This window comes from Micromonospora maris AB-18-032, assembly GCF_000204155.1.
GTDB lineage: Bacteria > Actinomycetota > Actinomycetes > Mycobacteriales > Micromonosporaceae > Micromonospora > Micromonospora gifhornensis.
In genome coordinates this window covers 1,719,294-1,745,432 of record NC_015434.1, presented here as the reverse complement: position 1 = coordinate 1,745,432, position 26,139 = coordinate 1,719,294, and the positions used below count along the sequence as shown (strand labels likewise).

Genomic DNA, 26,139 nt, shown 5'->3' with positions numbered 1-26,139 from the left:
TGTCCGGCCAGTCTCTCATCCGCCGGGCCGCAGGCGTCACGTCGACGGTTCCAACTCGTAGTACGGGTTGTAGATCACCTTACGGTCGTCCCGCAGCGCGACCCGCCCCCGCGCGGTCAGGTGTCGTCCCGGCTCGATCCCGGTGATGTGTCGCCGGCCGAGCCAGACCAGGGTGACGACGTCACTGCCGTCGTAGAGATCCGCCTCCAGCGCCGGCTGGTTGGTCCGGGGCGTGTAGACGACGGTACGCAACCGTCCGGTTACGGAGACCACCTGACCTCGCATGCACTGGGTCACCGGCACCCCGCCGCAGCGGGCGCTCTCCTGCTGCAACTGCTGGGCCTCGATCTCGGCCTCGCTGGCGGTGAACCGGCGCAGCATCCGCCGCAGCGAACCCTGACCCTCGTCGGTGGTCATGACCTCCGCGTCACCCTCTCCACACCGGCCGACCCGTGCCGGCACCCGGCCGACCCGGCGGGACCGGGACGACTCACGCCAGCGTACGCCGACGCGAGGCCGTCCCGATGCCGACGATGTACGCCCGGACGGTGCGCAACGGCAGACGTCCCTCAGCTCGCGCCGGGGGCCGCGTCCGCCGCGGCGGCCTGCTCGCCCGCCTCACGCGGCAGCCGCAGCGGCAGCGGCTCGCGTACCGGCTTGGCCTCCATCCCGCGATCCACGACCAGCCCTTCCATGCACCGGGCCAACGCTCCGGCCGCCGCCGGATTGGTCGCCGCCTCACCCTGGTAGACCGCGCGGACCATCCAGCGCGGCCCGTCGATCCCGACGAACCGCAGGTCGGTCAGACCATCCTCGGTACGGACCCGGGCCCGCAGCTCGGTGCCGTACTCGCCGGTCACCTCCTGCGCGGCGGCGCCGTCGTTGAACAGCGACTGGCGGATCTCCTCGCGCACCTCGTCCCAGATCCCCTCGCTGCGCGGGGCGGCGAAGACACCGAGCTGCAGGGCGCTCTGCCCGTGCACCAGGACGACCTGCTGGATCACGCCCTGCGGGTCGGCCTGCACCCGCACCTCGACGTCGGGCACCGCCGGAATCTGGAGGCTGCCCAGGTCGAGCCGCTGCACCCCGGCGGGTGCCTCGCTGACGTCGTACGGGCCGCGCGCGGGCTCGGCCGGAGCCGCCTCGACGGTGTCCGGGGCCTCGACGGCCCGCTCGTCACTGGCGTGCCGTCCCGTGGCTCGCTTCCGGGAGAAGATCACTGGGTCCATCCTCCGCTGTTCACACTCACCGTGCCATCGTTTCCGTCCGCGCCGTCGGTCGCCCGCGGCGGCACCAGACCGGCGTGTCCACCGGTGGAGCCGTGCCCACCGCTACCGCGTCCGGACGCGGGCAGCTCGGCCACCGGCTGGAAGGCCGCCCGTTCCACCCGTTGCACAACGAGTTGTGCGATCCGGTCGCCCCGGGAGATCTTCACTGGCACAGCCCGATCATGGTTGATCAGGTTGACCAGGATCTCACCCCGGTAGCCGGCGTCGACCGTACCGGGCGCGTTGAGCACCGTCACGCCGAGTCTGGCCGCTAGCCCCGATCGGGGGTGGACCAGGCCCACGTACCCCTCGGGCAGCGCGATCGCCACGCCGGTCGGCACCAGCGCCCAGCCGCCGGGCGGCAGCTCGACGTCGGCGGCCGCCACCAGGTCGGCACCGGCGTCACCGGGATGGGCGTACGCGGGCAGCGGAAGCTCGGGATCGAGCTGCCGGACCAGCACGGGTACCACGTCGGTCACGGTTCCCTCTTTCGTCTTCTGCGCCGGGGTGACCCTGCCATCCTGCCCGGTACCCCGGCGGTCGCGCGCCGTACCCTGGTATGAGTGAGCGTGTCACCCTCCCACACCGCACCATCCGTCCCGGCGTACGCCGAGCGGCTTCGGCTGCCCTGGTGGCTGTGGCTGGCCGGGCTGGCCACCGCCGCCCTGCTCGCGGTGGAGTTGTGGATGGGCGCGACCGGCGTACGGGCCTGGTTGCCGTTCGTGGTGCTGCTGCCGGCCGCTGCCGCCGGCCTGGCCTGGCTGGGTCGGATCCGGATCGCGGTGGCCGACGGCGAGTTCCGGGTCGACGACGCCCGGCTGCCGGTGCGGTTCGTCGCCGACGTCGTCGCTCTGGACGCCGAGGGGCGCCGTGAGGTGCTCGGCGTCGGAGCCGATCCGCTGGCCTTCGTCGTCCAACGGCCCTGGATCTCCGGCGCCGTCCAGGTGGTCCTCGACGATCCGGACGACCCCACCCCGTTCTGGGTGGTCAGTACCCGCCACCCGGTGGAGCTGGCCGAGGCCCTGCTGGCCGCCCGCGACACGACCCGCTGACAGCCCACCCCGGAACCGGTCAGGAGCCGGGTAGTGCGGGTGGAGGGCCGGGCACGGTCGGTGGGGAGCCGGGCAGGCTGCGCCGCTGTCGACGCAGGTCGGTGCGGAGCTGGTCGGCCAGGGTACGGGTGGCCCGCCGGTTCAGGTAGCTCGCCACCGCGGCACCGGTGAGGAAGGGCCCCAGCGTGGTCAGGTTCCGGCCGAAGCGCTTGAGCAGCGTGTCCCGCAGCTCGCGGCGGGCGGCCGTGCCGAGCACCGCACCGATGCCCACCCCGGGCACCATCGGATTGACCCCGCGTTGGTTGGCCCAGGCCTGCATCAGCGCGACGGCGCGTTGGGCACCACTGGCCGGCAGCGGCGCGCCGTAGATCTCGTGCAGTTCCCCGGTCAGCTTCAGCTCGATGGCCACCACGGCGACCGTCTCGGCGGCGAGCAGGACCGGCGCGGACAGCAGGGTCGGCGTGACCGTCCACTGGACGGCCGAGGCACCCCCGCCGGCCGCACCGATGCCCGCGGTCGCCCGGGCGGCGTTGCGTACCAGCCGATCGGCCAGCGCCTCGTCGTCCAGGTCGGGAAAGTGCCGGCGCAGGGTGGCCAGGTCACGGATCGGCACGTGCGGGGCGATCTGGGCCACCGTGTCGGTCATCCAGCGCAGCGCCGTCTTCGGCTTGAACAGGCCGCCCACGCCACGGGCCCGGGCCTGCCGGACCAGTCGCCCCAGCAGCTGACGCCGCTTGGCGGGCTCGATCTCGTCGGCGGTCAGCGCGGCGACGGTCGTACCCAGTTCGTCGGCACCGCCGTCGTCGATGCCCGCGCTCCACTCGCTCATGCCGGCGCTCCGTCGCGCGCCACCCGGTGACGCCACCGCCGCACGCCGATGGTTCGTTCGTTCACTGCCCCGACCTCCCCGGCTGGACGACCGCCGGCACGGCGGCCACCCCATTACGAGTGAAGCAGGTCGATCGGCGCGGCGCTCGCCGAGCCGGGCAGCGGCGGCTCCTCAGGGAAGCCGCCGCTGTGCGGTGGTGTCGTACGTTCGGTCAGACGCACTCTCGGCAGATCAGCTCGCCGTTGCGCTCGACCGCCAGTTGGCTGCGGTGGTGCACGAGGAAGCAGCGAGCACAGCGGAACTCGTCCTGCTGCATCGGCAGCACCTTGACCGTCAGCTCCTCGTCGGCCAGGTCAGCACCAGGCAACTCGAAGCTCTCAGCCACTTCGGCCTCGTCGACGTCCACGGCGCCCGACTGCGAGTCGACACGCCGGGCCTTCAGCTCTTCCAGGCTGTCCTCGCCGAGGTCGACCTCGTCGCGGCGCGGGGCGTCGTAGTCGGTGGCCATCGGTTTCACTCTCCCATTTCGATGTTGTCGCTTCCGGTTGTAACGCCGGACGACGCTGTTTCGGTTCCGCTGGCCGGCCACCGCTAGTGTCGGCCACCCGACCCGACGACCGCTCGGGCCAGTCCGCCAAGAGAATCTCCCGGCGAGCGCGGAACCCTACCCCCCCTTTGGGCGAGGCATGTATACCGCCCTCGTGGCTGAGATGTACGCCCCTGCGCGGGAACTTGTTCCCAATGTGACTCAGGCGACACGAAGATAGGGGTAGTACTACCCGCTTCTCGGATGGCGCGCCGGCATGTCGGACTGTTTCCACGCGACGGTCGGACAACGGTTAACCTCAGCGGCGTACCAGACGGCCGCCGGCCCGACCGTCGACGGTCGCCGCCACCCAACACTGCCCGGGAGCCCCCTGATGAGCTTTGCGCGAGTGCGAGCACTCGTCATCGTCGGCACGCTGGCGGTGGTCGCCCTGGTCTTCGTCGTGATCGCCGTCGTCCGGGACACCCAGAGTAACGCCGGTACCGCCGAAGGGTGCCCCGCGGACTGGCCCCGCGCCGATGTGACCCTTCGCGACCACAAGGACGTCAAGATCCGCGTGTACAACGGCACCGACCGTCCCGGTCTGGCCGCCAGCGTCGGCGACGACTTCCGTAACCGCGACTTCCAGGTGGAGAAGGAAGCAAACGAGAAGAAGCAGATCGACGACGTGGCGGTGCTGCGCTACGGCCCGAAGGGCGTCGGGTCGGCCCACCTGCTGCGCGCGTACTTCCTGGGCAACGCCGCACTGGAGTACGACGTCGAGCGTCCGGACGACGTCGTCGACGTCGTCCTCGGCAACGGCTTCCAGCAGTTGGCCACCACCACCGAGGTCAACCAGTCCATCGGTGACCTCGGCGCGCCGGTCGCACCGCCGGGTTCCTGCCCGATGCCGGTCGGCAACTGACTCAGGCCACCCGGCCACTCGAATCCCGTGACGTGGACAGCGCGCTCGACCGGACGGACCGATCTCACCGGCCGCCCGGTCGAATCGCTGCTCAACCGGTCGGCCGGCACCGGTGGGTCGACGCGAGCCGACCGGCTCGACGATGACCGCCGAACGGTGTCAGGGTCCGCCGTCGGCGTCCAGGTCGACCAGGCGATCGTGCAGCGGGGCGAAGATCGCCGGCGGTGCGGCGATGACCATGTCCGGGCCCGGTACGCGCCCGCCGAGGCCACCGACCCGCAGACCGGCCTCGGCGGCGACCAGCGCTCCGGCTGCCTGGTCCCAGGCCGCCAGCCCCTTCTCGTAGTAGGCGTCGGCTCGGCCCTCGGCGACCAGGCAGAGGTCGATGGCGGCGGCGCCGAGCCGACGGATGTCCCGCACGTGCGGGATCAACTCGGCCACCACCCGGGCCTGGTGTGCTCGGCGGGCCGGGTCGTAGCCGAATCCCGTGATCACCAGCGTCTGTCCGAGGTCGGTCTCGGTGGAGCAGCGCAGCTGTCGGCCGTCCCGCCAGGCGCCGCCGCCGAGCGTGGCGGTCCACTCCTCGCCGGTGTGGATGTTGCGCACCACCCCCGCCACGACCTCGCCGTCGACCTCCGCGGCGATGGAGACCGCGGAGTGCGCCAGCCCGTACAGGTAGTTGACCGTGCCGTCGATGGGATCCACGATCCAGCGCACCCGGGTCGAGGCGTCGCTGCCCGGTCCCGCCGCGCCGTACTCCTCGCCCAACATGGCGTCGTCCGGCCGCAGCCGCCGCAGCGCGTCGCTGATCTGGCGCTCGACGGCCCGGTCGGCGGCGGTCACCACGTCGGTGACGGTGCTCTTGGTCGCCGTGACCGAGACACCCTCGGCCCGCATCCGGTACGCCGTGGCGGCGGCATCCCGGGCCACGTCGACCGCGATTTCCAACAGTTCCGGTGCCGACGAGCGATCCATCATCCGTCCCCTTCCCGCACGGCCGGGTATCCGGGTCGCACGCGGGTATCATCCTTACAAAGTCCACAAGCACACCGAATCGGCGGCCCCGGTCGCCGATCAGCCGTGCGGCGCAGGATGATCGCCGCAGACGGCGTTACAATTCACCCCTGCCCACGCGCCACGGACGACCGAACGACCGGTCGGCCGGGGACACGGGGGTTCCTCAACCACATCGCCCGGCACGGTGCACCACTGCGCGCCGGACGATCCGGCCGTGCTCGCTCTTCGCCTCCGGAAGGTCATTCGTGACAGAACCCCGCCAGACCGGCGCCGACGTTCGCTCGCTCACCGACACCCTGATCGCCCACGCGCAGAGCGCCGGCGGCCAGCTCACGTCGGCCCAGCTCGCGCGCACCGTCGAGTCCGCCGAGGTGACTCCGGCCCAGGCCAAGAAGATCCTGCGGGCGCTCTCCGAGGCTGGAGTGACCGTGGTGGTCGACGGCTCGGCCAGCACCCGCCGTCGGGTCGCCGCCGCTCGCTCCGCGACCCCGGCCTCCCGCGCCACCACCGCCAAGACCACCAAGAAGGCGGCACCGCCTGCCCCGAAGCAGGCGCCCGCGGCCGAGGAGGCCACCGCGCCGGCGCCCCGTAAGGCGACCTCGCGCAAGACCACCGGCACCACGGCCGAGGTGGCCGCCAAGGCCGCCGTACCGGCCAAGAAGTCCACCCGGGCCACCAAGGCGACGGTGGCCGCCGCGAGCGCGGCGAAGCCCACCAAGGCGGCCGGCAAGGCCAAGGGCGAGGGCGCCGAGGGCGACGTCGACCCCGAGGAACTCGCCGCCGAGATCGAGGACGTGGTGGTCGAGGAGCCGGCCGAGCTGGCCCAGGCTGCCGAGGCCGACGCGGCGAGCTCCGCCAGCGACAACGACTTCGAGTGGGACGACGAGGAGTCCGAGGCCCTCAAGCAGGCCCGCCGGGACGCCGAGCTGACCGCCTCGGCCGACTCGGTCCGGGCGTACCTCAAGCAGATCGGCAAGGTTCCGCTGCTCAACGCGGAGCAGGAGGTGGAGCTGGCCAAGCGGATCGAGGCCGGCCTCTACGCCGCCGAGCGTCTGCGGGCCGCCGAGGAGGGCGAGGAGAAGCTCGCCCGCGACATGCAGCGTGACCTGCTCTGGATCTCCCGCGACGGCGAGCGGGCGAAGAACCATCTGCTGGAGGCCAACCTCCGGCTGGTCGTCTCGCTCGCGAAGCGCTACACGGGTCGTGGCATGGCCTTCCTCGACCTCATCCAGGAAGGCAACCTCGGCCTCATCCGCGCCGTCGAGAAGTTCGACTACACCAAGGGCTACAAGTTCTCCACCTACGCCACCTGGTGGATCCGCCAGGCCATCACCCGCGCCATGGCCGACCAGGCCCGCACCATCCGCATCCCGGTGCACATGGTCGAGGTGATCAACAAGCTGGGTCGGATCCAGCGCGAGCTGCTCCAGGATCTGGGCCGCGAGCCCACCCCGGAGGAGCTGGCCAAGGAGATGGACATCACACCGGAGAAGGTGCTGGAGATCCAGCAGTACGCCCGGGAGCCCATCTCGCTCGACCAGACCATCGGCGACGAGGGCGACAGCCAGCTCGGTGACTTCATCGAGGATTCCGAAGCTGTGGTGGCGGTCGACGCGGTTTCCTTCTCGCTGCTGCAGGATCAGCTCCAGCAGGTACTCCAGACGTTGTCCGAGCGTGAGGCGGGTGTGGTACGCCTGCGGTTCGGTCTGACCGACGGGCAACCGCGCACGCTGGACGAGATCGGGCAGGTCTACGGCGTGACCCGCGAGCGCATCCGACAGATCGAATCCAAGACCATGTCCAAGCTGCGCCACCCGTCCCGTTCCCAGGTACTCCGCGACTACCTCGACTGATCAGCAATCGTCAACCGATCGTGTCGTTTTGATCACCTGGCGTCAACGCCGGATGGTGATCAGGTGGTTGCACGAATGTGATCGTTGACGTGGCACCCTGGGTGCACGGCACACTGTCGGTGCCAGGTGTGACCTCGGTCCCCCGGGGGCACACAGGGAAGGCGAGGCCCGACATGGGTGTTGCACGATAGGTGACCAAGACCGAAGAGAGTGTTCATCGGTGACGACCAGAGGAGGAAGGCGATGACCCCGACCCTCACGCCGCCGCCCGAGACGGTGAGCCCCCCGGCCGCCGATGAACGGTGCGACCGCTGCAATGCCGCTGGCAAGCTTCGGATCACCCTCGCGGGTGGCAGTGAGTTGGTGTTCTGTGGACACCACGCCAACAAGTACGCCGAGGATCTCGTGAAGATCACCGTGCGGTACGCGACGGACCCGGAGTTCTCCTGGCGTGGTGCCGACCTGATCTCCAACTGAGATCCATAACCCGACATAAGCGGCCGGAGGCATCCAAAGGATGCCTCCGGCCGCTTTCTGCCCAACTCACCCTCGCACTTGTTGATCAAGAGGTTTGCGGGCAGGCCGACCCTCGGTCAGAGGGTTTGGACGGTGGCTATGCGTTCTTCCAGTTGTTCGATGGTGGCTTGGGCGCTGGGGGGGCCGCCGCAGAGGCGGCGGAGTTCGGCGTGGATCTTGCCGTGAGGTTGACCGGTGCGGTGGTGGCGGGCGGCGACCAGGGCGTTGAGTTGTCGGCGCAGCGCCACCCGGCGCTGGGCGGCACTCATCGGGGCCGGTGGGGCCGCCACCGGGGCCGACGCCTCGGACTGCCGTTCGGCGGCGCGGCGACGTTGGGCGGCCAACTGCTCGGCCTGCCGCTTGGACAGCAGCGCGGCGACCTGGTCCGCGGTCAGCAGACCCGGCAGCCCCAGGTACTCCTCCTCCTCCGGGGTGCCCGCCTGGGCGGCCGTACCGAAGGAGGCGCCGTCGAAGATCACCTGGTCCAGTTCGGCGGTGGCCGACAGGGCGGCGAAGCGCTTCTCCAACTCGCCGCTGGCCTGCTCGTCCCGCTGGGCCCGCTCCAGCAGGTCGTCGTCGAAGCCCTCCCGGTCCTTCGGCTTGCCGAGTACGTGGTCCCGCTCGGTCTCCATCTCGCTGGCCAGCCCGAGCAGGTGCGGCACGCTGGGCAGGAAGACCGACGCGGTCTCCCCCGGTCGGCGGGCCCGGACGAACCGCCCGATGGCCTGGGCGAAGTACAGCGGGGTGCTGGCGCTGGTGGCATAGACCCCGACGGCCAGCCGGGGGATGTCCACCCCCTCGGAGACCATCCGCACCGCGACCAACCAGCGCTGCTCAGAGGCCGCGAACGTCGCGATCCGGGCCGAAGCACCCACGTCGTCGGAGAGCACCACCGCGGCCTTCTCCCCGGTCACCTGCTCGATGAGCTTGGCGTACGACCGGGCGGCCTGCTGGTCGGTGGCGATGACCAGCCCACCGGCGTCCGGCATGCCGGCCTCCCGCAGCACGCTCAGCCGGGCGTCGGCGGCCCGCAGCACCTGCGGCATCCAGTCACCGGCCGGGTCCAGGGCGGTACGCCACGCCTGGGCGACGAGATCCTGCGTCATCGGCTCCCCCAGCCGCGCCGCCAACTCCTCACCGGCGTTGGTGCGCCACCGGGTCTCCCCCGAGTACGCCAGGAACAGCACTGGCCGCACCACGCCCTCGCGGAGCGCGTCGGAGTAGCCGTAGACCGAGTCGGCGCGGGAGCGCAGCAGACCGTCCTCGCCGCGTTCGTAGCTGACGAAGGGGATCGGATTGTCGTCCGAGCGGAACGGGGTACCGGTCAGCATCAGCCGGCGTACCGCGGGCTCGAAGGCGGCCTTCACCCCGTCGCCCCAGGTACGGGAATCGCCCGCGTGGTGGATCTCGTCCAGGATGACAAGGGTCCGCCGGGTCATGGTGCGCCGCCGGTGCACGTGGGGGGCCATCCCGACCTGCGCGTAGGTGACCACCGCGCCGTGGAAGTCGGCCGAGGAGTGCAGATCGGCGTTACGGAACGCGGCGTCGAGTTGGATGCCGACCCGGGCCGCGGACTCCGCCCACTGGGTCTTCAGATGCTCGGTCGGGGCGACCACGGTGACCGCCTCGACTGTGCCGTCGGCCAGCAGTTCGGCGGCGATCCGCAGGGCGAAGGTGGTCTTACCCGCGCCAGGCGTGGCGACCGCGGTGAAATCCTCGCTGCGCCGGCGCAGGTACTCCACCAATGCCTTGCGCTGCCAGGCGCGCAGGGGCGGGAACGACTCGAGCGCCGGCGTCCGGGCTGCCACGCGTTAGCTCCTCTCCGATGCGCACGATGGCCCGACCGCAGGCCTACGAACCGGGCCGAGGGGCACGTCAGCCGCCCCATGAAAACGCCTCCGCGCACCGATGGCCGCGAAGGCCGACTCAGCATAACCAGCAGCGGCCCCGAGCCCCACTCGACGCCACACCGGCGCTGGGTGCCGTGCACCACTGCAACCGGCAGACCCTAGTCGGGTGGGCCGGTAATGCCGCCGGTGCGGGGTGGTGGCCGGAGCGCCGCCACCGGCGCCGACCAGCGGCGCCGCAAGGCCACCAGGCGTAGGCCGAAGACCAGCAGCACCGCCGCGACGAGCGGGATCGGCCCGGCGTATCCCAGGCCGTCGAGGAGAACCACCACGATCGAACCGGCGAGCGCCGCCACAGCGTAGATCTCCCGCCGCAGTACGACCGGGATCTCGCCGGTCAGCAGGTCGCGACAGAGTCCGCCGCCGATCGCGGTGATCATGCCGATCAGGCAGGCGCCCACCGGCGGCACCTGGGCGTCGAGGGCCTTGAGGGTACCGGCGACGGTGAACAGGCCGAGCCCGGCCGCGTCCAGCACCAGCACGGTGGTACGGAGCCGGGCGAACTGCGGGTGCAGCCAGAAGATCGCCCCGGCGGTCACTGCGGCGGTGGTCGCGTACCGCCAGTCGGCGAAGGCCAGCGGCGGAACCTCGTCGATCACCAGATCACGGACGATCCCGCCACCGAGGGCGGCGACGAAGCCGACGAAGACGACACCGAACAGGTCGAGCCGTTTGGCCACCGCAGCGGAAGCACCCGAGGCGGCAAAGACCGCGACCCCGGCCAGGTCGGCCAGGAGAAGGGCGGTGGAGGTGGTCACCGCCGCAGGTTACGCGGCCGACGCGGGCTCACTCGGTGTACGAGTCGTAGATCTCCTTGCACTTCGGGCAGACCGGCGAGCCCGGTTTGGGGGTTTTCGTCACCGGAAACTTCTCCCCACACAGCGCCACGACGAACGTGCCCATGACGGCGCTCTCGGCGATCTTTTCCTTCCGGACGTAGTGGAACATCTCCGGACCAGTGTCGGCGTCCTTCAGTTCCGGACGCTCGAGAACCTGTGCACTCACGTCTACACCTCCAACCCACAAGTCTGGCAGGTCACCTGACCCCGGTCCACCTGAGGTACGCGGCGTGCCGGCAGTACGGTGGGCGACTGTGACCAACTTTCATCTTCGCTACGGCACCGAGGTGGCCGAGGCGCTGCGCCAACACCGTCCAGTGGTCGCGCTGGAAAGCACAATCGTCTCGCACGGCCTGCCCCGACCGGACAATCTGACGGTGGCCCGCCAGATCGAACAGGCCGTCCGGGACGCGGGGGCGGTGCCGGCCACCATCGGCATGGTCGCCGGTGAGCTGGTGGTGGGCCTCGACGACGCCGAGTTGACCCGGTTGGCCACCGCCGACGGCGTGACCAAGCTTTCCGTACGCGATCTCGCCGTGGCTGCGGCGACCGGCGCGGACGGCGCCACCACGGTGGCCGCGACCAGTGCGCTCGCCGCCGCCGCGGGGATCAGGGTGTTCGCCACGGGTGGCCTCGGCGGGGTGCACCGTGAGGCGGCACAGACCTTCGACGAGTCGGCCGACCTGGTCGCGCTGGCCTCGACGCCGATCGCCGTGGTGTGTGCCGGGGTCAAGTCGATCCTCGACGTGGGCGCGACGCTGGAACGCCTGGAAACCCTCGGGGTGACCGTCGTCGGCTACCGCACCCGCCGGTTCCCGGGCTTCTTCATCACCGACAGCGGCTTCGACCTGGACTGGTCCGCCGACTCCCCGGAGTTGATCGCCGACATCCTGGCCGCTCGGGAGCAGCACGGGGTCCAGCACGGCGGTCTGGTCGTCGCGCACCCGCTGCCCACCGACGAGCAGCTGGATCCGCAGCTGCACGACCGTACGCTCGCCGAAGGGCTGGCCCGGCTGGAGCGCGACGGGATCAGCGGCAAGGCCGTGACGCCGTACCTGCTGGCGCACTTCCACTCGGCCACGCAGGGCGCGAGCCTGGCGGTCAACGTCCGGATCATCCTGCGCAACGCCGACCTCGCCGCCCGGATCGCGGTCGCCGCCGCCCGCCGCGCGGACCCTGCGGCGTGACCGCGAACAGCGCGCCGGCCCTGCGAGCCGCGCAGCCACGAACCCTGGCGGAGCCGTGAGCGAGCGGACCGCCGGGCGGGACACCGGTGCCGTCGGCACACCGGACGCGGCCAGCCGTACCGGTCGGATCATCGTTGTCGGTGACGTGATCACGGACGTGGTGGCGGTGCTGACCGGCCCGCTCGCGACCGGCTCGGACACGGCGGCGGCGATCCAGTTCACCGGGGGCGGCCAGGCCGCCAACACGGCCTCCTGGCTCGCCGCGCAGGGTGTGCCGGTGACGCTTGTCGCCGCGGTCGGCGACGACACCGCGGGACGGGACCGGGTGGCGGAGCTGACCACCGCGGGGGTCGACTGCGTGGTGGCCCGGGTACCCGGCTGTGCCACCGGAACGGTGATCGTGCTGGCCGTGGGCGATGAACGCACCATGGTGACCGAACGCGGGGCGAACGTCCGGTTGACGCCCGAGCACGTCGACATGGCGCTGGCCGCCGCCGAGGACGCGACCCATCTGCATCTGTCCGGCTACGCCCTGCTGGACGCCGGCTCCCGGCCGGCCGGGCTGCACGCGCTGAAGGTCGCCCGCCAGCGCGGCATGACGACAAGCGTCGACGCGGCCTCGGCCGCACCGCTGCGAGCGGTCGGTGCGGCAGCCTTCCTGTCCTGGATACGCGAGGTCGACCTGCTGCTGGTGAACACCGACGAGGCGGCGGTGCTGGCCGGTGGCCTCGACCCGGTGGCCCAGGCACGCGCGCTTGTCGCCTCGGCCCGGCGGGTGGTGGTCAAGCAGGGCGCGGCCGGCGCGACCTGGGTGGACCGGAAGCCGACAATCGTCACCATCCCGGCCCGCCGGGTGGCGGTGGTCGACGTGACCGGAGCCGGTGACGCCTTCGCCGCCGGACTGCTGACCGGATGGCTGGCCGGCGCCGCGCCGCACGCCGCCCTGGAGCGGGCCACCCGCCTCGGCGCGGCGGCGGTGTCCCAGGTCGGTGCCCGCCCGTCCGGCTGACCGGGTAACGCGGACCACGACGACAGCACGGCCTCGCGCGGGGTTGACCGGGATTCCTCCGGCCCCCGCGCGAGCTGCGCCGGCGGTCAGGGCTCGGCGTCGATGACCTTGTGCGGGCGTTCCTCGGCGGTGAGACTTCTCGCCGGGGCCTCCGTCGGCTGGCCGCGCCGGAAGCGGTTGGCGAATCGGTGCTCGTCCTTCGGGGGACGGTCGTTGGCCAGCAGCACCGCCAGCCAGGGGACGATCAGCATGCCCAGCGCCACCAGGGGTAGCCAGAGCCAGAGCAGGGGCGCCTTGGCGCCGACCAGGATCGCGCCGACGACCACGCAGGCCGCCCGGACGCACATCATCATGACGTACCGCCGCTGCCGGGTGGTCAGCTGGTCGTCCTGGCTTCGCGAGGCGTCGGTGATGAGGATCGGTCGGTACGCCTGACGCTTCACCGTGTACCTCCTCGGGGATCCCACCCATCCTGTCACCACCGCGGCCCGGGCGGCGAGGTTCGTCGGCCCACGGTTCGTGTTACGTGCGTGGTACGCTCTCGCTGTGGGCAGCCGGTTCAGCTTCACCGACGAGGCGTTGGCCAACCTGCGGGTCTACGACGTCACACCCGGGGAAGTCTGGGCGGCGCTGCACAGCAGCCGACGCGTCATCCGCCACCTCGGTGACGACGTGATGGTGGTGTACGCCACCACCGCCCGGGGGCGGCGGATCGCGGTGCTGCTGGCCGAGGCCGACGGGGCCGACAACGACTGGGACGTCCTGTCCGCCCGCGAGTTGAGTGACGTCGAGGCCAAGCGCTACGACGAGGCGGTACGAAAATCTCCGGAGAGCAGGAGGCGGTGACGATGGACCGTCACGACGCGACCAAGCAGTTCCACAGCGGCGGTGAGCGGCTCGCCGAGTTGATCGACGAGAGCCGAGCCGTGGAGCTTCCCGTCCCCGACACCGACACCCCGATGGTCAGCCGCTCGGTGCGGCTGCCGCTGGAGACCTACGAACGGGTCCGGGCAGCGGCCGACGCCCGAGGCATCGGTGTGACCACCCTGATGCGGCAGTGGATCGAGGCCGGTCTCGCCGACCTGGACGACTCGGCCACCGTCTCGCTGGCCGACGTCCGGCGGGCCATCGCCTCGCTGGCCCAGCCCAGCGCCGCCTGACGATCGACCCGGCCCGGCCGAGGGCGGAAACCCGGCCAGCGGTCAGGCGCCGGTGGCTTTCGCCTTCGCCGCCGCCTTCATCTGCTGCTTGTACTCCCGGACCAGGCGCAGTGACTCGGCGTCGGTGACGTCGGCGACGGAGCGGTGCGCGTCCGGGTCGCCGTAGTCGCCCGCCGCCTCCTGCCAGCCGGGCGGCTGCACCCCGAACCGCTTGCCGAGCAGGGCGAGGAAGATCTGCGCCTTCTGCCGACCGAACCCGGGCAGGGCGGCGATGCGGGCGAGCAACTCACGGCCGTCCGCCGCATCGGCCCAGAGCCGGGCCGCATCGCCGTCGTAGTGCGCGACCAGCGCCCGGCACACCTCCTGCACCCGGGCCGCCATCGCCTTCGGGAACCGGTGCAGGGCCGGCGGCTGGGCGAAGAGCGCCACCAGGGCCTCCGGGTCGTACCCGGCGATCTCGCGGGCGTCCAGGTCGTGACCGAGTCGCTGAGTCAGCACGTACGGAGAAGAGAACGCCTTCTCCATCGACACCTGCTGATCAAGAACCATGCCGACGAGCAGGGCCAACGGGTCAGAAACCAGCAGCTGGTTCGCTTGCGGGTCAATGGGCAGTGCGAGCGTCATGGCAGCCATGTTCCCCTACCGGCCCGGGCAACCGACGTCGGACGACCGAGGCGTGTCGAATCCCATCAGCAGGCCGACCTCGGTCCCATGCCAGCAGAGGGAGAATCAGACATGGGCCATGCCGACCTGATCGACCACGAGGAGTTGCGGACTCCTCGGCTCTCACTGCGCCGCCCGACCCCCGCCGACATCGACACCATCCATCGCCTCCACCGCGACCCCCGGGCGTACGCTCACAATCCGGCCGACGCCCTCGACACCCGGGCCGAAGCCGAGGAGCGCTACCTGCGTTGGAACGAGCACTGGGAGCGACACGGTTTCGGCTACTGGACCGTCCACCTCCACCTGCGGGACCACCAGCCGCTCGGCTTCTGCGGCATCAAGCTGATGACGCTGCACGGTCGTACCGTGTCGAACCTCTTCTACCGTCTCGACCCGCCGGTCTGGGGCAACGGGTTCGCCACGGAGGCCGCCACCGCCGTGGTCGACTGGGCAGCCGGACACCTGACCGCGCATCCGGTCATCGCCCGAGTTCGACCCGACAACACCGCGTCGTCGACAGTGGCCGTACGCGCCGGTCTACGGCGGGCGCCGCAGCTGGACACGGAAGGGGAGGACGGCCTCGACTGGATCTTCACGGCCAACTGGCCGGAAGATCCGGACAGTCAATGACCTGCCTCACCCGAACCGGTGCAGCACCCTACCGAATTCCGAACTGAGGTTAGCCTGTGCTAACTTCGGCGCGTCGGTCGCCTGACCAGTACCGGGCTGCCGGATCAACCGGAGAAGGGGTTCACCGTGCCTGCCACCCGCCGCATCGCGCGTGCGTTGCTCGCCGCCAGTCTGCTCACCGTCGGCCTGGCTGCCTGCGGATCGGGCGAGGAGGACAAGGCAACCGGCTCCGATCAGTCCGCCGACAAGCAGATCACCGTTTACAGCGGGCGCAACGAGCAGCTGATCAAGCCGCTGCTGGACAAGTTCACCGAGCAGACCGGCATCGCCGTCAACGCCCGCTACGCGAACACCGCACAGCTCGCGGCCCAACTGGTCGAGGAGGGCGACAAGTCCCCGGCCGACGTGTTCCTCGCCCAGGACGCCGGAGCTCTCGGCACCGTTGCCAAGCAGGGCATGTTCAGCACCCTTCCGGAGGCCACCACGGCGAAGGTGCCGGCCACCTACCGCGCCGGCAACGGCCAGTGGGTCGGCGTGAGCGCCCGCGCCCGGGTGCTGGCCTACAACCCAGACCTGGTACCGGCCGACCAGCTGCCCGCCTCGGTGTTCGACCTCACCGGGCCGGCCTGGAAGGGCAAGGTCGGCGTCGCACCGACCAACGCGTCGTTCCAGGCGTTCATCACGGCCATCCGGGTGCAGCACGACGACGCCAAGGCCGAGGAGTTCCTGCGCGGGCTCAAGGCCAACGACCCGCAGATCCGCGACGGCAACGGCAAGATCCTGGAGGACGTGATCAGCGGCGCGATCCCGGCCGGCCTGATCAACCACTACTACCTGGGCGAGGTCGCCAAGGAGCAGGGCACCACGCCGGACGCGCTCAAGGCCAAGCTGCACTTCTTCCCCGGCGGTGACACCGGTGGGCTGGTCAACGTGGCGGGCGTGGGCGTGCTCAAGCGCGCGGCCGACAACCCGGACGTGCAGACGTTCGTGGACTTCCTGCTCGGCACCGAGGCCCAGACCTACTTCGCCGAGCAGACCTACGAGTACCCGGTGATCGACGGCGCGCCCGCCCCGGCGTTCGTGCCGGCCCTGGCCGACCTGGCGGTGCCGCAGATCGACCTGAACGACCTGGACACGCTCGACGCCACCGTCTCCATGATCAAGAACTCGGGGTTGGTCCCCTGACCGCTCCGCCGACCGTCACAGGGCCGTCCCGCACCGGGTCGGCCCTGTTCGGCGTACCCGGGCAGGTGCGGCGGCTGGCTCCCCGGCCGGCGTTGCTCGCGGCCTCGACCGCCGCGGTGGCCGTCGCCCTGATCCCGCTGGCCTACCTCGCGGTACGCACCGCCGAGGCGGGCTGGGACCGGATCGCTGCGGAGTTGTGGACCGAGCGGGTGGGCCTGCTCGCGCTGCGCAGCATCGGCCTGGCGGCGGTGGTCACCACGGCCTGTGTGCTGCTCGGCGTGGGTACCGCCTTCCTGGTCACCCGCACCGACCTGCCCGGTCGTCGAATCTTCGCCGTGCTGGCGGCCCTGCCGCTGGCCGTACCGACCTACATCGCGGCCTTCGCCTGGGTCTCCACGGTGCCCCAGTGGGAGGGGTTCTGGCCGGCCGCGCTGGTGCTGACCCTCTGCTCCTACCCGTACGTGCTGCTGCCGGTCGCCGCCGCGCTGCGCGGGGCCGACCCGGCCCAGGAGGAGGTGTCCCGGTCGCTGGGGCGCAGCGGCTGGCAGACCTTCACCGCGGTGACCCTGCGGCAGATCCGCCCGGCCACCGCGGCCGGGGCCCTGCTGGTCGCGCTCTACGTACTCTCCGACTTCGGTGCCGTGTCCATCCTGCGCGCCGACACCTTCACCCGGGCCATCTTCGTCGCCTTCGACATGGGCTTCGACCGGACCGGAGCGCTGGTGCTCTCCTGCGTGCTGGTGGCGCTGACGGTGCTGCTGCTGACCGGCGAGACCGCCACCCGTCGTCGGGGCGCCCGGTACTCCCAGCTCGGCGGTGCCCGTCGGCCGGTGTCCCGGCTGCCGCTCGGCCCGGCCCGCTGGCCGGTCATCGCCGTTCTCGTCGGGGTCGCCGGGCTGGCGCTCGGCGTGCCGGCGGTCAGTCTCGGGCGGCGGCTGGCCGCCGGCGTGTCCCGCCCCGGCGCGCTGCCCGAGGTGCTCGCCGCAGCCGGGAACTCGCTTACCGTCTCACTGGCCGGCGCAGCGTTGACCATGCTGCTGGCGCTGCCCCTGGGGTTGCTCACGGCACGGGCGCCCGGCCCGCTGACCAGCCTGCTGGACCGGCTGGCCTATCTGGCCCACGCCCTTCCCGGCGTGGTGATCGGGCTCTCGCTGATCTTCTTCGGCATCAACGTGGCGTACCCGCTCTACCAGACCTGGTGGCTGCTCGCCCTCGCGTACGCCACCCTGTTCCTGCCGTTGGCGGTCGGCGCGGTGGCCGGCGCGGCCGCCCAGTCCCCCGCCGGTCTGGAGGAGGTGGCCCGGTCACTCGGCCGTGGGCCGTGGACCGTGCTGCGGACGGTGACCCTGCCGCTGATCCTGCCCGGCATCGGCGCCGGGGCCGCGCTGGTCTTCCTCACCGGCATGAAGGAACTGCCCGCCACCCTGCTGCTGCGGCCCACCGGGATGGACACCCTGGCCACCGAGCTGTGGACCAGCACCGCCGTCGGCGCCTACGCCGCCGCGGCACCCTACGCTGCGCTGCTGGTGGCGATCTCCGCCCTGCCCACCTGGCTGCTGGTCGCCCGTAGCGGCCTGCTCGACAAGGAGGAGCGGGCATGAGCCGAACACATCATCAATTCAGTGGAGGGCCGGCATGAGCGAGGTCGTGCTCAGCGGGGTGGTCAAGCGGTACGGGCAGGTCACCGCCCTGGCCGGGGTGGACGTCAGGGTGCCTTCCGGCAAACTGACCGCCGTGCTCGGGCCCTCGGGCTGCGGCAAGACCACGCTGCTGCGCTGCCTGGCCGGCTTCGAGCGGATCGACGCCGGGGAGATCCTGATCGACGACAGCCGGGTGGCGGGCGGTGGGCGGCACCTGCCGGCGCACCGCCGCAACATCGCGGTGGTGCCCCAGGAGGGCGCGCTCTTCCCGCATCTGAGCGTGGCGGACAACGTCGGCTACGGCCTGGACCGCGCCGCCCGGCGATCCGACCGGGTCGAGGAGGTGCTGACGCTTGTCGGGCTCGCCGGATACGGCGGCCGGATGCCGCATCAGCTCTCCGGCGGGCAGCAGCAGCGGGTGGCAGTGGCCCGGGCGCTGGCCCCCCGGCCGTCGGTGGTGCTGCTGGACGAGCCGTTCAGCGCTCTCGACGCGGGCCTGCGGGCGGGCCTGCGGCACGACGTACGCGAGGCGTTGCGCGCCGACGGCGCGACCGGCGTGTTGGTGACCCACGACCAGGGCGAGGCGCTGTCGGTGGCCGACAAGGTGGTGGTGCTCCGCGACGGACGGGTGATCCAGGCCGACGCGCCGACCGCCATCTACCGCGAGCCGGTCGACGTGTGGGTGGCCGGGTTCGTCGGCGACGCGGTGCTGCTGCCCGCGGTCGTCGAACAGGGCAGCGCCCGGACCGCGCTCGGCCTGCTGCCGGTGACCGGACCGGTGACCGACGGCCAGGTCACCGTGCTGGTCCGCCCGGAGCAGGTGCGCGTCGCCGCCGGATCGGCCGGGGTCACCGCCAGCGTCCTGCGACACGACTTCCACGGCCATGACGCGTTGATCGGGCTCCGGTTGGCCGACGGCACCCGGATCACCGCGCGGATCCTCGACGGCGGCGCCGACTGGCCGGTGGGCGGCCAGGTGACGGTGCACGTCGACGGCCCGGCGCGGGCCTTCCCGGCTCAGACTGCTTCGACCACCTCGGTGCTTGTCGACCTGGCGGCGTGAAGCGGCCCGGCGGATCGGTGATCCGCCGGGCCGGTTTCAGGTCAGGGTCAGTTGACCACGAACAGCAGGCGGTTCGGGGAGCCGCTGCCCGGGCTGGTGACCACGCCGGTGGTGGCGTTGTTGACCAGGTAGGTCTTGACCTGGGCCGGGGTCCAGGACGGGTTGGCCGAGAGGACGAGGGCGGCGGCGCCGGCCACGTGCGGCGAGGCCATCGAGGTGCCGCTGATCGTGTTGGTCGCGGTGTTGCTGGTGTGCCAGTCCGACGTGATGCTCGTGCCCGGCGCGAAGATGTGCACGCAGGAGCCGAAGTTGGAGAACGAGGACCGGGCGTCGGTGTTGGTCGTTGAGCCGACGGTGATGGCGGTCGAGACGCGCGCCGGCGAGTAGTTGCAGGCGTTGGCGCTGGAGTTGCCCGCCGCCACGGCGTAGCTGATGCCGGCGCGGATCGAGTTGGCCACCGCGTTGTCGATGGTCGTGCTGGCCCCACCGCCGAGGCTCATGTTGGCCACGGCCGGCTTCACCGCGTTGGCGGTCACCCAGTTCACGCCGTTGACCACGCCGGTGGTGGAGCCGCTGCCGGAGCAGTTGAGCACCTTGACCGCGATCAGACGGACGCCCTTGGCGACACCGTAGGTCGAGCCGCCGACCGTGCCGGCGACGTGGGTGCCGTGGCCGTTGCAGTCGGTGTTGTTGCTGTCGACCGTGTTGGTGCCCCAGGTGGCCCGGCCGCCGAAGTCGTTGTGCGTGGTCCGGATGCCGGTGTCGATGATGTACGCCCGCACGTTGGTGGCCGTGTTCGGGTAGGTGAAGCTCCTGCTCAGCGGCAGGTTGCGCTGGTCGATACGGTCCAGGCCCCAGGTCGGGTTGCTCTGGGTGGCCGCGAGCGTGATCTTCTGGTCCTGCTCCACGTACTCCACCGCGGGGTTGGCGGCGAGCCGGGCGGCCTGGGCGGCGGTCATCTTGGCGGAGAAGCCGGTCAGCGCGGCGCTGAACACGTCGGAGACACTGCCTCCGTACCGCTTGACCAGGGTGCTGGCCCGGTCCGGGACGGCGGCGCGGGCGGCCGACGATCCGGCGGTGCCGACCGCGTCGGAACGAAGAACGACAAGGTAGCTTCCGCTGATCGCGTTCGACGCGCCGGCACCGCGGATCTCACCGGTGGGTGCGGCGACCGCTGCGGTGGTGCTGGCCGCAGAGACGGCCGCCGCGGTGGCGACGACGGCGAACGCCCGGATGAGGCGGCGCCGCGCGGGGGACCCTGAGGACATCGTCTTGCCTCCCTTACCTGGGCAGCCGACCGGGCTTCTGGCCGGACGGTGCGCCCGTGGATTGAGTTGCAGGAGATGCTAGCGTCATATCGATGGATATAACAGAGATGTGCATCGATTGACTTCCCATGTCACGGGTGCTAGCGGTCGAGCCCGGTGCGACCAGGCAGGATGACAGCGTGGACGGACACGACATGCTGCTCTCCCCAGCCGGCGTCGACGCGCTGCGGACCGCGTTGACAAACGCCGACTTCACCGCCAACGGCATCGCCGGCCGGCTCGGATCGGCAGCGACCAGCGGGGTGGCCCGCAACGACTTCCGGGCCGCGCTGCGCGCCACCACCGACCGGGATCCGCTCGCCACCCTGATCCGGGTGTTCATCTGCGAGCAGACCGAGCCGGAGACGGCCGTGGCGGCGGCGCTCGCACCCCTGACGATCACCGAGGCGCTGGAGGCCGGGCTCGTCGAGCGGCACGGCGACGGACTGCGGATGGGCCTGGACCTGGAACCGTACGCCGACGACTGGTGGGTCCTGGCGGACGTACCGGCCAGCGCCCGACCCGGCCGACCGCTGCACGCCGAGCACGTGCTGGGCATCGGTGGAGCCACCCAGACAATGATCGGCGCTGCCGTCCGCCGGCCGGTGGAGACCGCGCTCGACCTGGGCACCGGGTCCGGGGTGCAGGCGCTGCACCTGAGCACCCACGCGCGGCAGGTCACCGCCACCGACGTCTCGCGGCGGGCGCTGCGCTTCGCCGCCACCACCGCCGCCCTCAACGGTCAGGACTGGGAACTGCTGCGCGGCGACATGGTCGCGCCGGTGGCGGGCCGCCGCTTCGACCTGGTGGTGAGCAATCCGCCCTTCGTGGTCGGACCGGGCACCACCACCCACGTGTACCGCGACTCCGGCCGGGTCGGCGACGCGATCGGCGCCGAACTGGCCGCCGCCGCGCCGGCCCTGCTCACCGAGGGCGGCACCATGCAGTACCTGGCCAACTGGGTGCACGTGAGCGGCGAGGACTGGGCCGAACGGGTGACCGGGTGGTTCGCCGGTACCGGGCTGGACGCCTGGGTCATCCAACGCGAGGTCGCCGACCCGATGGCGTACGTCAACCTGTGGCTCACCGACGTCGGTGACGTCGCCGACCCGCAGCGGATGGCCGACTGGCTCGACTGGTTCGACGCGCACAAGGTGGAGGCGATCGGCTTCGGCATCGTCTCGCTGCGCCGTAGTGGCCACGACGACCCGGTACTGCGGGTCGAGGATCTGCGCCAGCGGGTGCAGGCACCGATGGGCGACCGCATCGCCACCTGGTTCGACCGGCAGGACTGGCTCCGCGAGCAGGGCACCGACGGCGTGCTGGCCGCCCGCTACCGCGCCGCCGACGGGCTGCGACTGCACCAGGAGGCCACCATGGGCGACGACGGCTGGGGGGTGGATCGCCAGGTCCTGGAGATGCCGCACGGGCTGCGCTGGAACGAGGAGATCGACCCGCTGGTGCTGGCACTGGTCGGCGGGGCCGACGGGCGGCTGCCGCTGCGGGACCAACTCGCGCTGCTCGCCGTCGCGCACGACGTCACCGTCGACGAGTTGGCCGAGGCAGCCGGCCCGATCGTGGCGCACCTGGTGGAGCGGGGCTTCATCGAGCCGGTGGAGGCGTAGTGCGCGCGGTGGTGCAGACCGTCGGCCGGGCCAGCGTCACGGTCGACGGCGAGGTGGTCGGTGCGATCACCGACGGGCTGCTGGTGCTGATCGGGGTGACCCACACCGACACCGTCGAGACCGCCCGGACGATGGCGCGCAAGGTGCACGAGCTGCGGATCCTCGACGACGAGCGCTCCGCCGCCGAGGTCGCCGCACCGATCCTGGTGGTCAGCCAGTTCACCCTGTACGGCGACGCCCGCAAGGGTCGCCGCCCCTCCTGGACGGCGGCGGCGCCGGCCGAGGTGGCCGAGCCGCTTGTCGACGCGGTGGTCGAGGCGTTGCGGCAACGCGGCGCACCGGTCCAGACCGGCCGCTTCCGGGCGCACATGCTTGTGGAAAGCGTCAACGTGGGTCCCCGCACCATCCTGCTCGACCTCTGACGACCGGGCCGCCCCCATCCGTGCGGTGGGGGCGGCCCGGGAGGTCAGCCGAACAGGCCCCGGCGTTGCAGGGATTGGCGCAGCCAACCGTCGAGTTGGGCGGCCCAGTCGGTCTGGTCCAGGGTCGCGTAGTCCATGGTGAACCGGCCGAAGACGTCCCGGCCCTCGGTGAACAGCCCGCCGCGCTTGTCCAGCTCCAACACCACCTGCAGCTGCCGGGGATCGGCGATGAAGGTGACCTCCAGTTGCTTCATCGCGCCGGCGTACTGCGGTGCCGGATAGAACTCGATCTCCTGGTAGAACGGCAGCGTCTGGTGGACGCCGTAGATGTGTCCCCGTTCCACGTCGGCGCGGGCGAACCGGAAGCCCAGCCGCAGCAGCGCCTCCAGCAGCCGTTCCTGGGCCGGCAGCGGGTGCACCGCCACCGCGTCCAGGTCGCTGGAGTCGACCGCCCGAGCCACCTCCAGCTCCGTACGCAGTCCCATGGTCATCCCGGCCAGGTGTCGTCCGTACAGCTCGGTCACCGGGGTTTCCCAGGGCACGTCGAAGCGGAACGGGATGTCGTGACGTTGCCCGCCTTCGAGCCGGAACGCCCCGGTGACGTGCTGCCGTTGGAACTCCTGGTTGGTCGAGTACTCGTTGTCGCCGCTCTCCACCTCGACGCGGGTCATCAACCCCAGCGCCACGTACGAGATGTCCACCGAGTGGTCGCCGCCAGTGACCGTGATGGTGCCCTCCAGCTGGCCTCCCGGCCGACAGTTCGGGTTCGCCAGCACCGTCTCCACCGACGGGCCACCGACTCCCATCGCCTGCATGAGCCGCTTGAAGACCACTGTTGCCTCCGTCGCTTGACCGTCGTGTCCGTTGCCGGCAGACCGCCTGTCGACCGGCCGCAGGCACGGTAACCGGAGCCGGCAACCCGAACCGGGTGAATCGACCAACCCGACCGGACTCCGGGCTGTCAGGTTCGTGATCGCCTCACTCCCGTTTTACGCCCCGACCGCCAAGCTGTGTGTCACCGGCAGAACTGGCCACGCAACACCGCACGGACGAAACGGGGAGACGGAGATGGGCCTGCAGATGATGGAGCACCGGACGAGCGTCGGCATCGAAGCCGAGCCCGGCATCGACACCCTCACCGACCTGGACGCCACCGACGAGCGCGGCGTCTCCACGGACCTGGTCCGCGCCTACCTCAACGGCATCGGCCGCACGAAGCTGCTGACCGCCGCCCAGGAGGTCGAGCTCGCCAAGCGGATCGAGGCCGGGCTGTTCGCCGAGGAGAAGCTGACCACCTGCACGCCGGTCTCCGCCCAGTTGCAGGCCGACCTGACGCTGATCGCCCAGGAGGGCCAGGCGGCGAAGAACCACCTGCTGGAGGCGAACCTCCGACTCGTGGTGAGCATCGCCAAGCGCTACACGGGTCGTGGCATGGCCTTCCTCGACCTCATCCAGGAAGGCAACCTCGGCCTCATCCGCGCCGTCGAGAAGTTCGACTACACCAAGGGCTACAAGTTCTCCACCTACGCCACCTGGTGGATCCGCCAGGCCATCACCCGCGCCATGGCCGACCAGGCCCGCACCATCCGCATCCCGGTGCACATGGTCGAGCAGGTCAACCGGATGGTCCGGGCCCGCCGTGAGCTGTCGGTGTCGCTGGGTCGCGAACCCTCCGTCGCCGAGATCGCCCGCGCACTCGACGTGCCCGAGTTCCAGGTGATCGAGCTGATCTCGTACGACCGGGAGCCGGTGAGCCTGGACCAGACGGTCGGCGAGGACGGCGAGAGCGCCCTCGGTGACTTCGTCGCCGCCGTCGACCCGTCCAGCATGGTGGACGACGCCGACCGGGGCGAGTTGCGCAACGAGGTGAGCATCGTGCTGGCCACCCTGTCGCAGCGGGAGCAGGCGGTGATCCGCCTGCGGTTCGGTCTCGACGACGGTCGGCAGCGCACCCTGGACGAGGTCGGCCGCGAGTTCGGTCTGTCCCGCGAGCGGATCCGGCAGATCGAGAAGGTGACGCTGCTCAAGCTGCGGGCACCGGAGCGGGCGCAGCGACTGGAGGCGTACGCCTGCTGACACCGGTGAGGTGAGCTGCGATGTCGGCCCCGGCGGTTCGCCGGGGCCGACATTCGTCGTGTCGGCTTGACGTGGCCTGACCGGGTCGGATACAAACCTCTTGGTTATAAAACCGAGAGGTTATACAGCGTGCACATCGACCTGGACGCCACCTTCGCGGCCCTGGCAGACCCGACCCGACGCGCCATCCTCGCGCGCCTGGCAACCGGCGAAGCGACAGTCACCGAACTCGCCGCGCCCTTCGCGATGAGTCAACCGGCGATCTCCAAACACCTCCGGGTACTGGAACGGGCCGGCCTGATCAGCCGGAGTCGATCGGCCCAGCGACGCCCGTGCCGACTGAACGCGGGCCCGCTCCAGGAGGCCACCGCCTGGCTCGCGGCGTACCGCGACCACTGGGCGGAGTCCTACCAACGCCTCGACAACCTGCTCGACGAGCTACGCGCGACCGAGGAGACCGCTGCCGGCGAGCCGGCCGAGGCGGAGGGCGGCGACCGGGCATGATCGACGATTACCTCGTGGTCGACACCCCCGGCGATCGGGAGATCGTGCTCAGCCGGATGTTCGACGCCCCCGCGCGGCTGGTGTTCGCCGCCTTCACCCGCCCCGAGTTGCTGGTCCGCTGGTACGGCGCACGCGGCTGGCGGCTGGTGGAGTGCCAGGTGGACCTGCGGGTCGGCGGGCCCTGGCGATTCGTCTCCCAGGGGCCCGCCGGGCAACTGATGGGCCAGAGTGGGCACTACCGGCAGATCGAGCCGCCCCACCGGCTGGTCTACACCGAACTGTTCGACGATCAGTCGTACCCCGGCGAGACCGTGGTCGACCAGGAATTCACCGAGCTGGCCGGGCGCACCACGGTGACCACCACGCTGCGCTTCGCCACCCCCGGCGGGCGGGACACCGCCCTGCGCTACCCGATGGCTCGCGGCGTCACCGAGAGCTACATCCGACTCGCCGGACTGCTGGCGACGACACCAGGAGCAGAGCTGTGAACTGGACACTGGAAGTGGTGGTCGTACCGGTCTCGGACCTCGACCGGGCCAAGGCGTTCTACGCCGAGCGACTCGGTTTCACAGTCGACCACGACACCGTGGTCAACGACGACATCCGACTCGTGCAGTTGACCCCACCCGGCTCCGGCTGCTCGATCGTGATCGGCAAGGGCGCGGTGCCGCAGATGCCGCCGGGGTCGCTGAAGGGGCTCCAGCTCGTCGTACCGGACCTGCACAAGGCCCGAACCCAACTGCTCGAACGCGGCGTCGAGGTCAGCGAGATCCAGGTGATGGGCGAGAACCCTCGGCCGGTACCGGACCCGCTGGACAATGTCGGCTTCATCCACTTCGCGGACCCGGACGGCAACGCCTGGGCGGTGCAACAGATCTCCAGCCGGGCCTGATCGATCCGACACCTGCGGCGGCTCGGTACCGCCGCGTCAAC

31 protein-coding genes are annotated in these 26,139 nt (G+C 71.2%); 18 read left to right on the top strand and 13 right to left on the bottom strand.

What is annotated here, in order from left to right; all coding sequences use genetic code 11:
* Positions 1-36 precede the first annotated feature (36 nt).
* The 3 genes from VAB18032_RS08065 to dut form a co-directional block, all read right to left on the bottom strand.
* Positions 37-417, bottom strand: coding sequence for an OB-fold nucleic acid binding domain-containing protein (locus VAB18032_RS08065; RefSeq protein ID WP_013732304.1), 381 nt, complete (start codon positions 415-417; stop codon positions 37-39).
* A gap of 152 nt (positions 418-569) precedes the next feature.
* Positions 570-1,220, bottom strand: coding sequence for a DUF3710 domain-containing protein (locus VAB18032_RS08060; protein WP_013732303.1), 651 nt, complete (start codon positions 1,218-1,220; stop codon positions 570-572).
* Positions 1,217-1,747 carry a dUTP diphosphatase gene (dut, locus tag VAB18032_RS08055; RefSeq protein ID WP_013732302.1) on the bottom strand — a complete coding sequence of 177 codons (531 nt, stop codon included), beginning with the start codon at positions 1,745-1,747 and terminating at the stop codon, positions 1,217-1,219. Before dut ends, VAB18032_RS08060 begins: the two co-directional genes overlap by 4 nt.
* 84 nt (positions 1,748-1,831) lie before the next feature.
* Here dut and VAB18032_RS08050 point away from each other — a divergent pair, with 84 nt between their 5' ends.
* Positions 1,832-2,320 carry a DUF3093 domain-containing protein gene (locus tag VAB18032_RS08050; protein ID WP_043720065.1) on the top strand — a complete coding sequence of 163 codons (489 nt, stop codon included), beginning with the start codon at positions 1,832-1,834 and terminating at the stop codon, positions 2,318-2,320.
* Between the two features lie 19 nt (positions 2,321-2,339).
* Here VAB18032_RS08050 and VAB18032_RS08045 read toward each other — a convergent pair whose 3' ends face one another.
* The gene (locus tag VAB18032_RS08045) at positions 2,340-3,149 is read right to left on the bottom strand and encodes a hypothetical protein (protein ID WP_013732300.1); all 810 of its coding nucleotides are present in this window, start codon (positions 3,147-3,149) and stop codon (positions 2,340-2,342) included.
* 211 nt (positions 3,150-3,360) lie between these two features.
* Complete coding sequence (locus tag VAB18032_RS08040) at positions 3,361-3,657, bottom strand: DUF4193 domain-containing protein (RefSeq protein WP_007075406.1); 297 nt, start codon at positions 3,655-3,657, stop codon at positions 3,361-3,363.
* Positions 3,658-4,084: 427 nt separating this feature from the next.
* Between VAB18032_RS08040 and VAB18032_RS08035 the strand changes: the two genes are divergently transcribed.
* Complete coding sequence (locus tag VAB18032_RS08035; protein WP_013732299.1) at positions 4,085-4,600, top strand: LytR C-terminal domain-containing protein; 516 nt, start codon at positions 4,085-4,087, stop codon at positions 4,598-4,600.
* A 159-nt stretch (positions 4,601-4,759) separates the two neighbouring features.
* On the opposite strand, the gene VAB18032_RS08030 is transcribed toward VAB18032_RS08035, so the two are convergent.
* The gene (locus VAB18032_RS08030) at positions 4,760-5,578 is read right to left on the bottom strand and encodes an inositol monophosphatase family protein (protein ID WP_013732298.1); all 819 of its coding nucleotides are present in this window, start codon (positions 5,576-5,578) and stop codon (positions 4,760-4,762) included.
* 284 nt (positions 5,579-5,862) lie between these two features.
* On the opposite strand from VAB18032_RS08030, the gene VAB18032_RS08025 reads away from it, so the two are divergent.
* Positions 5,863-7,470, top strand: coding sequence for an RNA polymerase sigma factor (locus VAB18032_RS08025; protein ID WP_013732297.1), 1,608 nt, complete (start codon positions 5,863-5,865; stop codon positions 7,468-7,470).
* Between the two features lie 243 nt (positions 7,471-7,713).
* A complete protein-coding gene (locus VAB18032_RS08020; RefSeq protein ID WP_013732296.1) occupies positions 7,714-7,947 on the top strand; it encodes a DUF7455 domain-containing protein in 234 nt (77 codons plus the stop codon).
* 116 nt (positions 7,948-8,063) lie between these two features.
* Here VAB18032_RS08020 and VAB18032_RS08015 read toward each other — a convergent pair whose 3' ends face one another.
* From VAB18032_RS08015 to VAB18032_RS08005, 3 genes are all read right to left on the bottom strand, one after another.
* Positions 8,064-9,794: a DEAD/DEAH box helicase gene (locus VAB18032_RS08015; protein WP_013732295.1), complete on the bottom strand. Its 1,731-nt coding sequence runs from the start codon at positions 9,792-9,794 to the stop codon at positions 8,064-8,066.
* 200 nt (positions 9,795-9,994) lie between these two features.
* On the bottom strand, positions 9,995-10,651 hold the full coding sequence (locus VAB18032_RS08010; RefSeq protein ID WP_013732294.1) for a trimeric intracellular cation channel family protein: 657 nt from the start codon (positions 10,649-10,651) through the stop codon (positions 9,995-9,997).
* Positions 10,652-10,679: 28 nt separating this feature from the next.
* Entirely contained in the window at positions 10,680-10,898 is a 219-nt protein-coding gene (locus tag VAB18032_RS08005) for a DUF3039 domain-containing protein (RefSeq protein ID WP_013732293.1), read from the bottom strand.
* Positions 10,899-10,986: 88 nt separating this feature from the next.
* On the opposite strand from VAB18032_RS08005, the gene VAB18032_RS08000 reads away from it, so the two are divergent.
* Positions 10,987-11,919: a pseudouridine-5'-phosphate glycosidase gene (locus tag VAB18032_RS08000; RefSeq protein WP_013732292.1), complete on the top strand. Its 933-nt coding sequence runs from the start codon at positions 10,987-10,989 to the stop codon at positions 11,917-11,919.
* A 127-nt stretch (positions 11,920-12,046) separates the two neighbouring features.
* On the top strand, positions 12,047-12,928 hold the full coding sequence (locus VAB18032_RS07995) for a carbohydrate kinase family protein (RefSeq protein WP_043723432.1): 882 nt from the start codon (positions 12,047-12,049) through the stop codon (positions 12,926-12,928).
* Between the two features lie 86 nt (positions 12,929-13,014).
* Here the strand turns inward: VAB18032_RS07995 and VAB18032_RS07990 are convergent, their stop codons facing one another.
* On the bottom strand, positions 13,015-13,371 hold the full coding sequence (locus tag VAB18032_RS07990) for a DUF3099 domain-containing protein (RefSeq protein WP_013732290.1): 357 nt from the start codon (positions 13,369-13,371) through the stop codon (positions 13,015-13,017).
* A gap of 103 nt (positions 13,372-13,474) precedes the next feature.
* On the opposite strand from VAB18032_RS07990, the gene VAB18032_RS07985 reads away from it, so the two are divergent.
* Together VAB18032_RS07985 and VAB18032_RS07980 are read left to right on the top strand one after the other, a co-directional pair.
* Positions 13,475-13,774, top strand: coding sequence for a hypothetical protein (locus tag VAB18032_RS07985; protein ID WP_232510707.1), 300 nt, complete (start codon positions 13,475-13,477; stop codon positions 13,772-13,774).
* 2 nt (positions 13,775-13,776) lie between these two features.
* On the top strand, positions 13,777-14,088 hold the full coding sequence (locus VAB18032_RS07980) for a hypothetical protein (RefSeq protein WP_043723428.1): 312 nt from the start codon (positions 13,777-13,779) through the stop codon (positions 14,086-14,088).
* Positions 14,089-14,130: 42 nt separating this feature from the next.
* Here VAB18032_RS07980 and VAB18032_RS07975 read toward each other — a convergent pair whose 3' ends face one another.
* Complete coding sequence (locus VAB18032_RS07975; protein ID WP_013732287.1) at positions 14,131-14,712, bottom strand: HhH-GPD-type base excision DNA repair protein; 582 nt, start codon at positions 14,710-14,712, stop codon at positions 14,131-14,133.
* A gap of 111 nt (positions 14,713-14,823) precedes the next feature.
* On the opposite strand from VAB18032_RS07975, the gene VAB18032_RS07970 reads away from it, so the two are divergent.
* From VAB18032_RS07970 to VAB18032_RS07955, 4 genes are all read left to right on the top strand, one after another.
* Positions 14,824-15,384, top strand: a complete 561-nt coding sequence (locus VAB18032_RS07970) for a GNAT family N-acetyltransferase (RefSeq protein ID WP_013732286.1) — start codon at positions 14,824-14,826, stop codon at positions 15,382-15,384.
* Positions 15,385-15,510: 126 nt separating this feature from the next.
* Positions 15,511-16,569: an iron ABC transporter substrate-binding protein gene (locus VAB18032_RS07965; RefSeq protein ID WP_013732285.1), complete on the top strand. Its 1,059-nt coding sequence runs from the start codon at positions 15,511-15,513 to the stop codon at positions 16,567-16,569.
* A 65-nt stretch (positions 16,570-16,634) separates the two neighbouring features.
* Positions 16,635-18,170, top strand: a complete 1,536-nt coding sequence (locus VAB18032_RS07960; protein ID WP_013732284.1) for an ABC transporter permease — start codon at positions 16,635-16,637, stop codon at positions 18,168-18,170.
* Between the two features lie 34 nt (positions 18,171-18,204).
* Positions 18,205-19,272 (top strand): ABC transporter ATP-binding protein, encoded by a 1,068-nt coding sequence (locus tag VAB18032_RS07955; RefSeq protein ID WP_013732283.1) that lies wholly within the window; start codon positions 18,205-18,207, stop codon positions 19,270-19,272.
* A gap of 47 nt (positions 19,273-19,319) precedes the next feature.
* Here VAB18032_RS07955 and VAB18032_RS07950 read toward each other — a convergent pair whose 3' ends face one another.
* Complete coding sequence (locus VAB18032_RS07950; protein WP_013732282.1) at positions 19,320-20,540, bottom strand: S8 family peptidase; 1,221 nt, start codon at positions 20,538-20,540, stop codon at positions 19,320-19,322.
* A gap of 179 nt (positions 20,541-20,719) precedes the next feature.
* Between VAB18032_RS07950 and VAB18032_RS07945 the strand changes: the two genes are divergently transcribed.
* On the top strand, positions 20,720-22,204 hold the full coding sequence (locus VAB18032_RS07945) for a DUF7782 domain-containing protein (protein WP_013732281.1): 1,485 nt from the start codon (positions 20,720-20,722) through the stop codon (positions 22,202-22,204).
* Positions 22,204-22,626, top strand: coding sequence for a D-aminoacyl-tRNA deacylase (gene dtd, locus VAB18032_RS07940; protein ID WP_013732280.1), 423 nt, complete (start codon positions 22,204-22,206; stop codon positions 22,624-22,626). Before VAB18032_RS07945 ends, dtd begins: the two co-directional genes overlap by 1 nt.
* 44 nt (positions 22,627-22,670) lie before the next feature.
* On the opposite strand, the gene VAB18032_RS07935 is transcribed toward dtd, so the two are convergent.
* Entirely contained in the window at positions 22,671-23,459 is a 789-nt protein-coding gene (locus VAB18032_RS07935) for a sporulation protein (protein WP_013732279.1), read from the bottom strand.
* Positions 23,460-23,694: 235 nt separating this feature from the next.
* Here VAB18032_RS07935 and sigB point away from each other — a divergent pair, with 235 nt between their 5' ends.
* From sigB to VAB18032_RS07915, 4 genes are all read left to right on the top strand, one after another.
* Positions 23,695-24,702 carry an RNA polymerase sigma factor SigB gene (sigB, locus tag VAB18032_RS07930; protein WP_013732278.1) on the top strand — a complete coding sequence of 336 codons (1,008 nt, stop codon included), beginning with the start codon at positions 23,695-23,697 and terminating at the stop codon, positions 24,700-24,702.
* Between the two features lie 129 nt (positions 24,703-24,831).
* Entirely contained in the window at positions 24,832-25,206 is a 375-nt protein-coding gene (locus tag VAB18032_RS07925; RefSeq protein ID WP_013732277.1) for an ArsR/SmtB family transcription factor, read from the top strand.
* Positions 25,203-25,694 (top strand): SRPBCC family protein, encoded by a 492-nt coding sequence (locus VAB18032_RS07920; protein WP_013732276.1) that lies wholly within the window; start codon positions 25,203-25,205, stop codon positions 25,692-25,694. Before VAB18032_RS07925 ends, VAB18032_RS07920 begins: the two co-directional genes overlap by 4 nt.
* A complete protein-coding gene (locus tag VAB18032_RS07915; RefSeq protein ID WP_013732275.1) occupies positions 25,691-26,098 on the top strand; it encodes a VOC family protein in 408 nt (135 codons plus the stop codon). The genes VAB18032_RS07920 and VAB18032_RS07915 overlap by 4 nt, the downstream gene beginning before the upstream one ends.
* The last annotated feature ends 41 nt before the right edge of the window (positions 26,099-26,139 follow it).